The sequence below is a fragment of the Pantoea sp. genome (genome assembly GCF_039594315.1).
In the GTDB taxonomy this organism is placed as follows: domain Bacteria; phylum Pseudomonadota; class Gammaproteobacteria; order Enterobacterales; family Enterobacteriaceae; genus Pantoea.
Genome location: NZ_JBCNNP010000002.1, coordinates 93,774 through 107,699, shown reverse-complemented (window position 1 = coordinate 107,699; position 13,926 = coordinate 93,774). Strand labels below are relative to the sequence as shown.

13 protein-coding genes are annotated in these 13,926 nt (G+C 54.3%); 8 read left to right on the top strand and 5 right to left on the bottom strand.

Annotation, left to right across the window (positions count from 1 at the left end):
• The first annotated feature begins 20 nt into the window (after positions 1-20).
• Positions 21-683 (top strand): DedA family protein, encoded by a 663-nt coding sequence (locus ABDW13_RS02110; protein WP_343550750.1) that lies wholly within the window; start codon positions 21-23, stop codon positions 681-683.
• On the opposite strand, the gene ABDW13_RS02105 is transcribed toward ABDW13_RS02110, so the two are convergent.
• The gene (locus ABDW13_RS02105; protein WP_343550749.1) at positions 684-1,604 is read right to left on the bottom strand and encodes an AraC family transcriptional regulator; all 921 of its coding nucleotides are present in this window, start codon (positions 1,602-1,604) and stop codon (positions 684-686) included.
• 204 nt (positions 1,605-1,808) lie between these two features.
• Here ABDW13_RS02105 and dkgA point away from each other — a divergent pair, with 204 nt between their 5' ends.
• Positions 1,809-2,636, top strand: a complete 828-nt coding sequence (dkgA, locus tag ABDW13_RS02100; protein WP_343550748.1) for a 2,5-didehydrogluconate reductase DkgA — start codon at positions 1,809-1,811, stop codon at positions 2,634-2,636.
• Between the two features lie 108 nt (positions 2,637-2,744).
• On the opposite strand, the gene ftsP is transcribed toward dkgA, so the two are convergent.
• The 3 genes from ftsP to parC form a co-directional block, all read right to left on the bottom strand.
• Positions 2,745-4,172, bottom strand: coding sequence for a cell division protein FtsP (gene ftsP, locus ABDW13_RS02095; protein WP_343550747.1), 1,428 nt, complete (start codon positions 4,170-4,172; stop codon positions 2,745-2,747).
• 122 nt (positions 4,173-4,294) lie between these two features.
• Positions 4,295-5,032 carry a 1-acylglycerol-3-phosphate O-acyltransferase gene (locus tag ABDW13_RS02090; protein ID WP_343550746.1) on the bottom strand — a complete coding sequence of 246 codons (738 nt, stop codon included), beginning with the start codon at positions 5,030-5,032 and terminating at the stop codon, positions 4,295-4,297.
• Between the two features lie 41 nt (positions 5,033-5,073).
• Positions 5,074-7,344, bottom strand: coding sequence for a DNA topoisomerase IV subunit A (gene parC / locus ABDW13_RS02085; RefSeq protein WP_343550745.1), 2,271 nt, complete (start codon positions 7,342-7,344; stop codon positions 5,074-5,076).
• A 408-nt stretch (positions 7,345-7,752) separates the two neighbouring features.
• On the opposite strand from parC, the gene ABDW13_RS02080 reads away from it, so the two are divergent.
• From ABDW13_RS02080 to ABDW13_RS02055, 6 genes are all read left to right on the top strand, one after another.
• Entirely contained in the window at positions 7,753-9,318 is a 1,566-nt protein-coding gene (locus tag ABDW13_RS02080) for a transcription antiterminator (RefSeq protein WP_343550744.1), read from the top strand.
• A 17-nt stretch (positions 9,319-9,335) separates the two neighbouring features.
• On the top strand, positions 9,336-9,806 hold the full coding sequence (locus tag ABDW13_RS02075; protein WP_343550743.1) for a fructose PTS transporter subunit IIA: 471 nt from the start codon (positions 9,336-9,338) through the stop codon (positions 9,804-9,806).
• A 24-nt stretch (positions 9,807-9,830) separates the two neighbouring features.
• Positions 9,831-10,145 carry a fructose PTS transporter subunit IIB gene (locus tag ABDW13_RS02070; protein ID WP_343550742.1) on the top strand — a complete coding sequence of 105 codons (315 nt, stop codon included), beginning with the start codon at positions 9,831-9,833 and terminating at the stop codon, positions 10,143-10,145.
• Between the two features lie 11 nt (positions 10,146-10,156).
• Positions 10,157-11,248, top strand: a complete 1,092-nt coding sequence (locus tag ABDW13_RS02065; protein ID WP_343550741.1) for a PTS fructose transporter subunit IIC — start codon at positions 10,157-10,159, stop codon at positions 11,246-11,248.
• A gap of 9 nt (positions 11,249-11,257) precedes the next feature.
• On the top strand, positions 11,258-12,109 hold the full coding sequence (locus ABDW13_RS02060) for a class II fructose-bisphosphate aldolase (RefSeq protein ID WP_343550740.1): 852 nt from the start codon (positions 11,258-11,260) through the stop codon (positions 12,107-12,109).
• A gap of 128 nt (positions 12,110-12,237) precedes the next feature.
• Positions 12,238-13,101 (top strand): ketose-bisphosphate aldolase, encoded by an 864-nt coding sequence (locus ABDW13_RS02055; RefSeq protein ID WP_343550739.1) that lies wholly within the window; start codon positions 12,238-12,240, stop codon positions 13,099-13,101.
• Between the two features lie 42 nt (positions 13,102-13,143).
• On the opposite strand, the gene ABDW13_RS02050 is transcribed toward ABDW13_RS02055, so the two are convergent.
• Positions 13,144-13,908 carry a transporter substrate-binding domain-containing protein gene (locus ABDW13_RS02050; protein WP_343550738.1) on the bottom strand — a complete coding sequence of 255 codons (765 nt, stop codon included), beginning with the start codon at positions 13,906-13,908 and terminating at the stop codon, positions 13,144-13,146.
• Between the last annotated feature and the right edge of the window lie 18 nt (positions 13,909-13,926).

The following is a 13,926-nucleotide window of genomic DNA, read 5'->3' as shown; positions in this document are numbered from 1 at the left end:
GTGACTCGATGGAATAGCTGATGGGTGTTTTACATGAGATTGTCCGGGCGCTTTGGCATCAGGATTTTGCCGCGCTAGGAAATCCTGATGTCGTGTGGATTGTCTACGGCGTGATGTTTTTAACGCTATTTCTGGAAAACGGTTTGTTGCCGGCCTCGTTTCTGCCAGGCGACAGTTTGCTGCTATTAGCCGGTGCCATGGTTGCCAAAGGCGTGATGGATTTCGTGCCGACCATTGTGATTCTGACTACCGCCGCCAGCCTCGGCTGCTGGTTGAGTTATCTGCAAGGGCGCTGGCTGGGCAATACCAAACTGGTCAAAAGCTGGCTATTGCACCTGCCTGCGCAATATCACCAGCGCGCGTGGAATATGTTTGATCGTCACGGCTTGATGGCGCTGCTGGTTGGCCGCTTCCTGGCGTTTGTGCGTACGCTGCTGCCGACCATGGCCGGGATTTCAGGCTTAAAGAATGGTCGCTTCCAGCTGTTTAACTGGCTGAGCGGCTTGTTGTGGGTCGGTATCGTGGTGACGCTGGGCTTCGGCATCAGTCATGTGCCATTTATCAAACGCCATGAAGATCAGGTGATGGCGATCCTGATGGTGCTGCCGATTGCCCTGCTGTTTATTGGCCTGGCGGGCAGCATTGTGGTGATTTGGAAAAAGCGCCGCCAGAAAGTTTCCTGATTACGACGCGGCGTCAAACGGTAACATCGGCACCGTTTGGCGCACGCGGCTCGCCTCTTCTCCCGGCGTCACGCCGAAATAGCGCTTAAACTCCCGCGAAAACTGCGACGGACTTTCATAACCAACGCGTACCGCTGCGGCACTGGCTTTCATGCCATCCTGCAACATCATTAGTCGCGCCTGATGCAGGCGATAACGTTTGAGATATTGCAGCGGCGAAGTTTGCGTCACCGCTTTGAAGTTGTGATGAAACGCCGAGACGCTCATGTTCACTTCCGCCGCCAGCATGTCGACACTCAGGCTTTCGGCAAAATGATTCTCAATACGACGCAACGCGCGCGCTATTTGGCTGAACTGCGTTTGACGATTCACCAGCGACAGCAGCGCGCCGCCAATTGGGCCAGTCAGCACGTAATAGATAATCTCGCGCACCAACTGCGGCCCCAGCACACGCGCGTCGCGTGGGTTACTCATCACATCCAACAAACGTTCGGCGGCACACAGCATTTCATCGCTCATAAAGGCGGAATGAATGCCGGAGGTTTGCACCTGCGGCTGGAACTGCTCGTCGTCACCAATATCCATCAGCAAATCTTGCAAGCTGGCGGTATCGACGCTCAAACACATGCCCGCCAGCGGCTCTTCCAGCGTGGCTTCAGTTTCACACTCCACCGGCAAAGGCACGGTGAGCATCAGATATTTGGTGGCATCGTAGTGAAATACCGTACTGCCGAGATAGCCGGTCTTACGTCCCTGGAACAGAATCACAATGCCGGGCTGATACATCATCGGCGTACGCGGCAAGGTTTCACAGGCGTAGATTAATTTGACGTTTTCCACCGCGCACAGCGGCTTGCGGGGATCGCTCATCAGCGCAACCACGCGCTGCGCGAGCTGGCGGCAAAGGGCGTCGTTTGACATGTTTCTCTCTCGGGCAGCAAAAAAGGCAGTTTGCCGCAATGCTGCTCAAAGCTCCACCATCCTGGAGAATCAGGCAAGATTATTGCAGAAATCTCCCAGGCAAAAGTGCTGGCCGCTTGCCACAATGATCCCCAGATGAGGTTTGTTGACTAGACTTAAGCACATCTTTTCTACGGTAAGTCACTGCAACAGTAAGGAGCAATTATGGCAGAGCAACCCATTATTAAACTACGCGACGGTAACATGATGCCGCAGCTTGGCCTTGGCGTGTGGCAGGCGAGCATTGATGATGCGCGTGAAGCCATCGTGGAAGCCTTGAAAGTTGGCTATCGCTCCATCGATACCGCGGCCATCTATAAAAATGAGGAAGCGGTTGGGCAAGCGTTGGAAAAAACCGATGTGGCGCGTGAAGACATCTTTATCACCACCAAACTGTGGAATGACGACCAGCAAAACGCGCAACAGGCGCTCGAAACCAGCCTGAAGAAGTTGCAGTTAAAGAAAGTGGATTTGTATTTGATGCATTGGCCGTGCCCGGAAAAAGATCACTATGTTGATGCCTGGAAGCAAATGATCAAGTTGCAGCAAGACGGCTTAACCACAAGTATCGGCGTGTGCAACTTCCATGAAGCGCATCTTAAACGCCTGATTGACGAAACCGGTGTCACACCGGTGGTGAATCAGATTGAGCTGCATCCGATGCTGCAACAGCGCACGCTGCATGCGTGGAATGCGCTGCACCAGATTCAAACCGAATCCTGGAGCCCGCTGGCGCAAGGCGGCAAAGGCGTATTTGATCAGGATATTATCCGCGAGCTGGCGAAGAAGTACGGCAAAACTGCAGCACAAATCGTGATTCGCTGGCATCTGGATAGCGGATTGGTGGTGATTCCGAAGTCAGTCACGCCGGAACGTATTCGCGAGAACTTTGAGGTGTTTGATTTCCGCTTAGATAAAACCGAAGTCAGCGAGATTGCTAAGCTGGATAGCGGGAATCGTTTGGGGCCGGACCCGGAGAGTTTTAACGGGTAGGATTGTGCAGATTTCCCCTCACCCTAACCCTCTCCCATAAATGGGAGAGGGGACAGACCGAGTGCTGGTGTAAAACTGAAGTCTACCTAAACATACCGATGAGGGACATTACAACGCAGGACTCACCAACATCTGCCCAGCTGTCCCGCGATCGGCCATTTCCAGACTTTGGCTGTAATAGACGAACGGGAAGTGATCCGATGAACTCTGCGGGAAACTCACCAGCAACTCCACCGAGCCATCCACCCACACCGTATCTTTCCAGCCGCGATCTTCGCCCATCGGCTGCGCACCGTTTACGTTCTTGATCAGGAACATCACGCCCTGAATGTGCAGCGATTGCGGCATATCGGCGTGGATCACCCAGCGCTCAAAGGTGCCTTGCTGCACGGTGGTATCAATGCGGTTCATATCCCACAATGCGCCGTTAATGCCTGGTTCGCGATCGCCGAGGCGGAATTCGCGCGTGCGTACCGCAACGCCATCAAGGATTTGATCCGCCAGCAAACGCATCGGCAGATTGTCGGTCACCAACGGCAGCAAACCGGTTGGGCGCAGGCTTAGCACCAGCGTATTGGTCAGAATCGACGAAGGCTCAAACAGACCACGTAAGCGATCCATCAAGCCTGCCGCGGTACCGGCGGTGATCGATACTTCATCGCCCTGCGACATATCCACCAGCACTTCGCGGCGCTCGCCAGGTGCGAGTGATAACAGTTGCACTGCTACCGGCGCTGGCAAGAAACCTTGATCGCTGGCGATCACGGTAAACGGGCGATTATCAGAGAAACTCAGATCGAAGCGGCGTGAATTTGAGCCATTCAGTAAACGCAAACGCACCCAGCCGCGCGACACTTCGACATACGGATTTTGCACGCCATTGACCAGTAACACGTCGCCGACAAATCCGCCGTCAGCAGGCGGGTTGTACACCGGCGTGGCGAAGTTATCGAGGCGTTTGTCCTGAATAATCAGTGGGAAATCATCAACGCCATAATGCTTGGGCAACGGCAGCGCTTTGCTGACATCATCCTCAACCAGCCACATGCCCGCCAGCCCGTTGTAGACGTGCGGTGCCATGCGATTCGGCGTGTTGGCGTGATACCACAAGGTGCCCGCGCCCTGACGAATCGGCAGCACTGGCGCCCAATCGGCACCCGCTGACATCATACGCGGCGCGCCGCCCATTAATGCGCCCGGCACCTGCAAACCGCTGACGGTCATCGATACCGGCTCGTTAAGGCGGTTGCTGTAAATCAGCTTCACATCATCGCCGCTGTAAACGCGCACCGTTGGGCCGAGGTACATGCCATTAATGCCCCACACCGGCACTTTGTTGCTGTTACCGCTGAATGACCAATGGCTGCGCTGCAAGGTTAAAAACAGCGGTTGTCCGCGACGGGATTCAATCAATGGGGGAATAGGAAGCGGCGTATCGCCCAATGGCGCGGCGGCGCGGGCGGCATAAGGCATGGCACCGGAAGCCAGCGCGACACCGGCAGATAACTGAATAAACTGACGTCTGCTGCAAGACATAAAACTTCAGACCTTTTGAGCGTGGCGTGAAAACGCCGTGTCCATGTTGTTCTAATTGATTATTAGTTGCTGTGTTGCGCCCGGAACGGGCTGGGGCAGAAGAACCTGCCCCGTTTGGCCGGTCAGAGTTTACCGCTTTTTTCGCGTTCGGCGACTTCGGCGTTCAATTCTTCCAGTTTAGCCGACATTAATTCGCGGCAATGGGTAGCGAGTTTACGCACCGAAGTGGTGGTGAATTGCGTGGTATCGACCGGAGGCAACATCTCAACAATCACTAAGCCATTGTTCCAGCGATTCAATTTCACTTTATCGTGGGTGTTAGACACCACAATTGGAATGATCGGCACACCGGCAGCCACCGCAGCATGAAACGCGCCGGTTTTAAACGGCAATAAACCGCGTCCACGGCTGCGCGTACCTTCCGGGAACATCCAGAATGAAATGCGCTTTTTGTTAAATTGATCGACCAACTCACCGATGGTGCCGTGCGCTTTGGCACGGTTATCACGATCAATCAACAGGTTACCGGTCAGCCAATAAAGTTGGCCGAAGAACGGAATCCACAACAGGCTTTTCTTACCGACGGTGACCGTTGTCGGCTGCACGATTTTCGCGGCCGTAATCATGTCGTAATTGTTCTGGTGGTTCGCGATGTAGATCGCGTTGCCATAGTGCGCGGCTTCCGCTGGTTTACGCAGTTCCACTTTGAGACCAAACACCGTCGACAAGCGACCGAGCATATGGCCAAAGGTCGCGACGTGGCGCGGATTGCGTGGCGAAAACAGACACCAGATACTGCCGAAGATACAAACCAGAATCGAATAAACAATAACAATAATTGCTCGTAAAATTAGTAACATAGATTCCTCAAATTGGGCATTCCATCGCCTGAATTACAGCGTTACTCTTCACTCGCGTCAGTTTTCGGACGCGCTGGTGCATTCACTTCTACGCTATCGATACGTTGCAGACCGCGCGCCACGCTGCCGCGACGGCCACGATCGCCACGCACTTTTTGCAGCTCTTCATCGCGCATCACCAACTTGCGTTTGCCGACATAAATGGTGATTGACGCGCCCGGCGGCAAAATCATCAACCATTGTAGTTTGTCAGTGCCCGCAGCGGCTTCTGCCGATGGAATCGAGATGATTTTGTTGCCTTTGCCTTTCGACATCTGCGGCAGATCGCCAACCGGGAACATCAACATACGACCGGCTTGGGTGATCGCCAGCAACATGTCATCGCCGGAATGCACCGCCATCGGCGTCATCACTTTGGCGTTTTCTGGCAGCGTCAGCAGCGCTTTGCCGGCGCGATTGCGCGAGACCAAATCGGCAAAGGTACAGATAAAGCCGTAACCCGCATCCGACGCCATTAGCAATTTCTGCTCATCCGGCTCCATCAGCACTTGCTCAATCACCGCGCCCGGCGGTGGCGTCAGCTTACCGGTGAGCGGCTCGCCCTGCCCGCGCGCGGATGGCAACGAGGTTGGATCGAGCGTGTAACTGCGTCCGGTCGAGTCGATAAACGCCACCGGCTGATTGCTCTTGCCGCGCGCGGCGGCTAGATAACTGTCGCCCGCTTTGTAGCTCAAACCAGCGGCATCGATATCGTGACCTTTGGCACTACGCACCCAACCCATCTGCGACAGCACGATGGTGACCGGCTCGGCGCTCACCAGCTCGTTTTCGCTCAGCGCTTTGGCTTCTTCACGTTCGCGCAGCGGCGAACGACGATCGTCGCCGTAAGTTTGGCTATCGGCCAGCAACTCTTTCTTCAGCAAATTACTCATCTTGCGTTCAGACGCCAGAATCGCTTGCAGCTGATCGCGCTCTTTTTCAAGCTCGGCTTGCTCACCGCGAATCTTCATCTCTTCCAGTTTGGCGAGATGACGCAGTTTTAATTCCAGAATCGCTTCGGCTTGGGTATCGGTGATATCAAAGCGCGACATCAATACCGGCTTCGGTTCATCATCAGTACGGATGATATGAATCACTTCATCAATATTGAGAAACGCCACCAACATACCTTCGAGGATATGCAGGCGACGCAATACGCGATCTAAACGATAGTTGAGACGGCGCGTGACGGTAGCGCGACGATACACCAGCCACTCAGTCAGGATTTCCAGCAGGTTTTTCACCGCCGGACGGTTATCCAGCCCGATCATGTTCAGGTTAACGCGATAGCTTTTTTCCAGATCGGTGGTGGCAAACAGGTGATTCATTACCTGCTCGACATCGACGCGATTGGAGCGCGGCACAATCACCAGACGCGTTGGGTTTTCGTGGTTAGATTCATCACGCAGATCTTCCACCATCGGCAGCTTTTTATTGCGCATCTGGTTGGCGATCTGCTCAAGCACGCGTGCGCCGGAAACCTGATGTGGCAGCGCGGTAATCACCACGTCGCCATCTTCTTTTTTCCACACCGCACGCTGGCGAATCGAACCGCGACCGCTTTCATAGATCTTACGGATCTCATTGCGCGGCGTGATGATCTCCGCTTCGGTCGGATAATCCGGCCCTTGCACGATATCCAGCAGCTCGTTCAACGTGGTGTTCGGGCTGTCGATCAGCTTGACCGCCGCTTCCGCCACTTCACGCAGGTTATGCGGTGGAATGTCAGTCGCCATGCCCACCGCAATGCCGGTGGTGCCGTTTAATAAGATGTTCGGCAGACGCGCCGGCAACATCTTCGGCTCTTGCATGGTGCCGTCGAAGTTCGGGACGTAATCGGAGGTGCCTTGCCCCAATTCGCCCAGCAGGATTTCCGCGTATTTAGACAGACGCGATTCGGTATAACGCATCGCGGCGAAGGATTTCGGATCGTCCGGCGCACCCCAGTTTCCCTGACCATCCACCAGCGGATAGCGGTAAGAGAACGGCTGCGCCATCAGCACCATCGCTTCGTAGCACGCGCTGTCGCCGTGCGGATGGTATTTACCCAGCACGTCACCGACGGTACGCGCCGATTTTTTGAATTTGGCGTTGGAATTGAGGCCCAATTCCGACATCGCATAGACAATGCGGCGCTGCACTGGCTTGAGGCCATCGCCGATGTACGGCAGCGCACGGTCCATGATCACGTACATGGAGTAGTTCAGGTACGCGTTTTCCGTAAACTTGTGCAGAGCTAAACGTTCTGCACCATCTTGCGTCAATTCGCTCATTAAGCTCGCATCCTCACTTCGTGGCCCGCAACGGCGGGACATCCGGCGGTCATTTGGCGAGGATATTACCTTATTCGTGCGGTTTAGTCACAGAGAAGCCCGCGGCGCAAGACAGAATCGTCTCAGGTTAAATAACGTGATGTCGGTTGGATAATTAAAACAATATGCGATCGCTATCACAGTGAATATCGGCCATTCAGTGTGAGCGAGGTCGCAATTAATTATCGGATAATCACTGCATATTAATTATGTCCGCTATCACGGACAACATTTAGTATTGTTGCTTATCTTGTCCTCTCCTAAATTCATACTCCAACAGCACCACATTTTTGCGCTTCTGATTTCTGGCATGGAATAAATATAAAGAGCAATTAGCCATTAACGCTTTGCCAAAATAAGGGTGACCGAATGCAAATACTGACTTCGCGACAACACCGATTAGTAAAATTGCTGCTGCATCATGCCGCGCCACAGCCGAGTAAAGAGTTAGCGTTACAGCTGGGTGTATCGGAGAAGACCATTCAGCGCGATTTGCAGTGGCTGGAAAGCTGGCTCAGCAACTGGTCGCTGACTTTAGAGAAAACACCGGGACGCGGTGTGCGCCTGCGGGTGGATGATATCCAGCAGCGCTTGCAACTAGAACAACAACTTAACGGCGATGAAAGCAGTTCGTCTGAAGCGTTAAGCCATAACAGCCGCCGAGTAAAGATTGCTTCGCAGCTATTGAGTGATGCGCCGCGCGCCACCTCGATCAGCAAGCTTTCTGAACGTTATTTCATTAGTCACGCGTCGATTGTCAATGACCTGAAGGTGATTGAAGAGTGGTTGCAACCGCTGGGACTGGCGCTGCAACGCGGGCCGGGCGGCACCCACATTGAAGGGAATGAGCAGACTTTACGCCAGGCGATGGTGTCGCTGATTAACGATGTGATGCAGCAAAACGTCGCTGGAACACCGCTGTTGCCGCGGCTCGATCCCGGTAGCCAGCAGGCGCTGGTGCATTATTTTGGTGATGAGGATGTGCCGTTTGTGCAGGCGTTGCTGCAACAGATGGAGCAGCAGCTAAGTTACCCGCTTGGTGATGCGTGGTATCTCAATCTCTGCACCCATATTCTGATCATGATGCATCGCATGGCGCAAGGTAATGCATTGGCCCTGGAAACGCTGACCAGCGCGCAGGATCTCGATCAACGCATCCTCACCATCGCACAACAGATGGTGAGGCAGATTGAGCAACGTATGTGTTGCGCGTTACCGGCGGATGAAATCGGCTTTATTTATCAATATATCGTTTCGTCCGGCATTGTCGTGGAAGAACGTGGCGATAATGCCCCGCTGCATAATCAATTTTCCACCGCCGAATCGGTAAAAATAACCTGTGAATTAATTGATCGTTTTTCATCATTTATTCAACAGGACTTGGCGCAAGACCGCTTATTATTTGAAGGTTTATTAGTGCATATAAAGCCATTATTAAATCGACTCAAATACCATATTCATATTCGCAATCCACTGCTGGAAGATATTCAGCAGGAGATGAAAGAAATATTTTCATTAACGCGTAAGGCGATGCAATTAACTGCCCGCACCCACGGACTTTCAAGCGTAGCGGATGACGAAATAGGTTATCTGTGCGTGCATTTCCAGGCGGCGCTGGAGCGACAAATTGCCCATAAACGCATTCTGGTGGTGTGTTCGAGCGGCGTTGGCACCTCGCATTTGCTGAAGAGTCGCATCCTGCGCGCTTTTCCAGATTGGGAAATTGTCGGGGTGGTGTCGGCCAGCAATCACGCGGCATTTTGCCAACGCGAAACGGTGGATTTGGTGATCACCACCATTCATCTCAGCGCCGGGCCGATTCCGGCGGTGTATGTCAGTGCCTTTTTTAACGATGACGATATTCGGCGGGTGACTGACGCCATGATTGGCAGCCAGCTGCCCGATGGCGCCTCCTGCGCTTTGGCTGAACATTAATTGAATGAGGATTCACGATGGATATTTCCCGCATTCTAACGCCGCGCCGCGTTAACCTGGCGCTGAACGCCACCACCAAAGAAGAAGCGATTAATGAGCTGACCGATTTGCTCTATAAAGACGGCGCGATTACCGACCGCGCGGCCTTTATCGAGGACGTTTGGCTACGTGAAGCTGAAGGTTCCACCGGCTTCGAAAATCACATCGCCATTCCGCACGGTAAATCCGCGGCGGTGAAACAAACCACGCTCGCCATTGGCCGCACCCAACACGATATTCCCTGGGAAACGCTGGATGGCAGCCAGGTGCGCTGCATCATTCTGTTTGCCGTGCGGCTGGAAGATCAGAACACCACCCATATTCGCCTGTTGTCGCAGGTGGCCAGCGCGCTGGCCGATGATGAGGTGATAGCCCAACTGCTGGTAGAAAACGATGCCAGCAATATCATCCGGCTGTTTAGTCAGTACGCCGAAACCGACCTCTGTTAATCCCCCAACTCTTTGAGGTGACACATGAATATCGTCTGTGTAGCGGCCTGCACCGCAGGCATCGCGCATACCTATATTGCGCGCGAAAAACTGATTAAAGGGGCTCACGCGCTGGGCCACACCATCCACGTTGAAACGCAAGGCACCATTGGCACCGAAACCGCGCTAACGCCGGAAGACATCGCTGCCGCTGACGTGGTGATCCTCGCGGTAGACGTGAAGATTAAAGGCGAGGAGCGCTTTCAGGGCAAACCCATTGTGCGAGTGAAAACCGAAGTGGTGATCAAGTCACCGGTGAAATTCCTCGAAAAAGTGGCGGATTCACTGGCGCGCGCCTGAGGAGATCCATCATGAATGACAACAAACGTCAGTACGGCCAGGAGATCAAAGGCCATTTGCTTACCGGCATTTCATGGATGATCCCGCTGATCGTCGCCGCTGGGATCTGTATCGCGCTCGGCCAGGTGATCGGCGGGCCGGATGTCGGCAAACACACTGGCACCGTGGCGTGGATGCTGAACCAGATTGGTGGCTGGGGCATGGGCTTGATCGTGCCGCTGATCAGCGCAGCGATCGCCTATTCGATCGCCGATCGCCCCGGCTTTGCGCCTGGCTTGATCGTCGGTTTCATCTGCGGGCAGATCGGCACCGGATTTATCGGCGGCATCTTCGGCGGTTTCCTGGTGGGTTACACCGTGCTGCTGCTGCGCCGCACCATTAAGTTGCCGAAATCGATGCAGGGCTTAATGCCAATTATGGTGCTGCCGGTGCTGAGCACCATCATCGCCGGATTGCTGATGATGACCTTTATCGGCCAACCGATTGTCTGGCTACAAAAGGCGTTGATTGCGTTGCTGGAATCGATGCAAGGCGGCTCGAAGTTTGTGATGGGCGCGATTCTCGGCGCGATGGCGACCTTCGATTTTGGCGGACCGGTGAATAAAACCATGTCGCTGTTTGCTGACGGCATGCTGGTTGACGGCATTTATGGGCCGGAAGCGGTGAAGTTTGTCGGCTCAATGATTCCACCGTTTGGCATCACGCTGTCGTATCTACTGAGTCGTAACAAGTACACCAAAGCCGAGAAAGAAGCGCTGAAAGCCGCTTTCCCAATGGGTATCTGCATGATTACCGAAGGCGTGATTCCGATTGCGGCGCGCGACTTGTTCCGCGTGGTGGGTAGCTGCGTGGTGGCTTCCGCCATCGCCGGGGGCCTGATTATGGTATGGGGCGTTGGCGCACCGGTGCCGCACGGCGGGATGTTTGTGGTGCCACTGTTCAACAAGCCTTGGCTGTTCTGCTTAGCGCTCGGCATCGGCACCACGGTGTGCGGCGTGATGCTGTCAGTGCTGAAGAAACCGGTCACCCAGGCAGATGAAGAGTTCGACGACGTGGAAGCCCCCGGCGTCCGCGATGAAGAGATTAAATTCACTCTGGAATAAGGAGCCACCATGTTTGCCATGATGAATGACCTGATTCAGGCCGCGGCCAAACAGCGTTACGCGGTGCTGGCGATTAACTGCTTCAACCTCGAGACCGCGCGTGCCGCCATTCAGGCCGCCGAACAGCAGCGCGCTCCGCTGATCCTCAATGTTTATCAGGGACACAGCACGCACTTCCCGCCCGCCATCGCGGTGCCGCTGGTGCAGGCGTTGGCCAATGCCGCCAGCGTACCGGTTGCTCTGGCCCTCGATCACGGCAAAGCCTTTCCGCTGATTGGTCAGGCGTTTCGTGCCGGTTTTACTGGTTTGATGATCGATGCCTCCTCCGAGCCGCTGGCCGAGAACATTCGCCAAACCACCGCTGTGGTGAAAATGGCGCATACCGCTGGCGTTTGCGTTGAAGGCGAGCTGGGGCATATCGCCGATGCGCCGACTTACGAGCTGGCGGATGCGTCAGTAAAGATGACACAAGTGGCGGATGTGCTGCCGTTTATCGAGCAGACCGATATCGATCTGCTGGCGATATCGGTCGGCACCGCGCACGGACTTTATCCGGCGGGCGTCAAGCCGAAGATCGATTTTCAACGCTTGCAGGAGCTGCATGCAGCTTCCACTCGACCATTGGCGCTGCATGGCGGATCAGGCACGCCCGCCGAGGATATTCGCCGCGTTAGCGAATTCGGCGTTGCCAAGATTAATGTCGGCGCGGCGGTGTTTGATGCCGGGAAAATGGCAATTGAACAGGCACTGAAACAGCATCCGCATGCGGAATTAGCCGATTTGCTCGGGCTGATGGAATCCGCCTGCCGCGAAGTAGTGGTTGAGTATTTGAGCTGGTCGGGGTCGGCGGGCAAGGTTTAGCCATCCAGTTAGCTGGCGGTCGCCATGAATGGCGACCCTACATCACATTGTCAATTTCACATTCATATCCATCATCGGGTCGGCGTGCGCGTCGGCTCTAGTAAAACTCACGCTGAGGAAAAATTAACATGTTGATTTCAATGAAAGAAATGTTGGCACCGACTCGTGAACACCGTTATGCCATTGGTGCATTTAACGTGGCAGATAGCTGCTTTATCCGTGCGGTGGTAGAAGAAGCCGAAGCCACCAACACGCCCGCGATTATCTCGATTCACCCAAGCGAGCTGGAATTTGTCACTGACGAATTCTTTGGCTATGTGCGGGAACGTACGCTAAAAAGCAAAGTGCCCTTCACCATCCACCTCGATCATGGCGCCTCAATTGCGCAAGTGCTGCGCGCCATTCAATGCGGCTTCACGTCGGTGATGATTGACGGTTCGCTGCTGCCGTACGAAGAGAACGTGGCGCTGACCAAAGAGGTGGTGAAACTGGCTCATTCTGTTGGGGTGTCGGTGGAAGGCGAACTTGGCACCATCGGCGATACCGGCACGTCGGTGGAAGGTGGCGTGAGTAAAGTGATCTACACCGAACCGGCGCAGGCAGAAGATTTTGTCCAGCGCACCGGCGTCGATACGCTGGCGGTAGCGATTGGTACCGCGCACGGCATCTATCCAAAAAATATGAAGCCTGAGTTGCAGATGCATATCCTGAAAGATATCTCGCAACGCACCACCATTCCGCTGGTGCTGCATGGCGGATCGGCGAATCCCGATGCCGAAATCGCAGAAGCGGTGACGCTTGGCGTCGGCAAGATCAATATTTCCAGCGATATGAAATTCGCTTACTTCGATAAGCTGCGTGAGATTCTGGCGCGTGAAACCTGGTGGGATCCGAATGTGATCTACCCGGAAGCGATTACCGCGGCGAAAGCGGTGATTCGCTACAAGATGAATCTGTTTGGCGGATTAGGTAAAGCGAGTTTGTATCGTTAAGTAAGTTAGACGGTGCGCATCTTTGCGCACCGCAATCAGAGGTTATTTGGCCGAACCCAACCATTGTTTGGCGATCTGCGCATATTCGCCGGTGGCGGTGCTGAGATGCAGCCACTGATCGACATACAATTTCCAGCTCATATCATCACGCGGGATCATGTAAGCCTTCTCGCCGTATTGCATCGGCTGGTCGGGATTGATGGCGCACAGCGTGGGATAGTGTTGCTGCTGGAATTGCGCTTCCGAGGCATCGGTGATCATCACGTCGGCTTTCTTATCCACTAACTGCTGAAAAATTCCCACGTTATCCGCCAGTTGTAGCGTTGCCTGTGGCAAGTGGCTGTGCACGAAAGCTTCATTGGTGCCGCCCGCCGGTTCAATCACCCGCACGCTGGCTTTATTAATTTGCTCAACCGTCTGGTATTTCGCTTTGTCGTCGCAACGTACCAGCGGAATTTTGCCGTCCACGCCCAATGGCTGCGCGAACCACGCAATTTGCTGACGCTTGAGCGTTACCGACACGCCACCCAAAGCGATATCACACTGCTTCGCAACAAAATCGTCGCTCATGGTTTTCCAGGTGGTCGGCACCCATTGCACTTTTGCACCGAGGCTGGTCGCCAGCGATTGTGCCATGCTGATATCCAATCCTTCATATTGCCCATCGCTGCGCAAGAAGCTGTACGGCTTGTAATCGCCAGTGGTGCAGACTTTAAGGGTTTTGCTACTGCGGATTTGATCGAGATGGGATTGCGCCTGGGCGGCGCCGGTTGCCAAAAGTAATGTGGTTAATATCGCGGTTTTCATGAGCTCTTCTTTTTCATT

Excerpts from the sequence above, each read along its gene's own strand:
- ABDW13_RS02110 (WP_343550750.1), top strand. The coding sequence starts at position 21 with ATGGGTGTTTTACATGAGATTGTCCGGGCGCTTTGGCATCAGGATTTT.
- ABDW13_RS02105 (WP_343550749.1), bottom strand. The coding sequence starts at position 1,604 with ATGTCAAACGACGCCCTTTGCCGCCAGCTCGCGCAGCGCGTGGTTGCG.
- dkgA (WP_343550748.1), top strand. The coding sequence starts at position 1,809 with ATGGCAGAGCAACCCATTATTAAACTACGCGACGGTAACATGATGCCG.
- ftsP (WP_343550747.1), bottom strand. The coding sequence starts at position 4,172 with ATGTCTTGCAGCAGACGTCAGTTTATTCAGTTATCTGCCGGTGTCGCG.
- ABDW13_RS02090 (WP_343550746.1), bottom strand. The coding sequence starts at position 5,032 with ATGTTACTAATTTTACGAGCAATTATTGTTATTGTTTATTCGATTCTG.
- parC (WP_343550745.1), bottom strand. The coding sequence starts at position 7,344 with ATGAGCGAATTGACGCAAGATGGTGCAGAACGTTTAGCTCTGCACAAG.
- ABDW13_RS02080 (WP_343550744.1), top strand. The coding sequence starts at position 7,753 with ATGCAAATACTGACTTCGCGACAACACCGATTAGTAAAATTGCTGCTG.
- ABDW13_RS02075 (WP_343550743.1), top strand. The coding sequence starts at position 9,336 with ATGGATATTTCCCGCATTCTAACGCCGCGCCGCGTTAACCTGGCGCTG.
- ABDW13_RS02070 (WP_343550742.1), top strand. The coding sequence starts at position 9,831 with ATGAATATCGTCTGTGTAGCGGCCTGCACCGCAGGCATCGCGCATACC.
- ABDW13_RS02065 (WP_343550741.1), top strand. The coding sequence starts at position 10,157 with ATGAATGACAACAAACGTCAGTACGGCCAGGAGATCAAAGGCCATTTG.
- ABDW13_RS02060 (WP_343550740.1), top strand. The coding sequence starts at position 11,258 with ATGTTTGCCATGATGAATGACCTGATTCAGGCCGCGGCCAAACAGCGT.
- ABDW13_RS02055 (WP_343550739.1), top strand. The coding sequence starts at position 12,238 with ATGTTGATTTCAATGAAAGAAATGTTGGCACCGACTCGTGAACACCGT.
- ABDW13_RS02050 (WP_343550738.1), bottom strand. The coding sequence starts at position 13,908 with ATGAAAACCGCGATATTAACCACATTACTTTTGGCAACCGGCGCCGCC.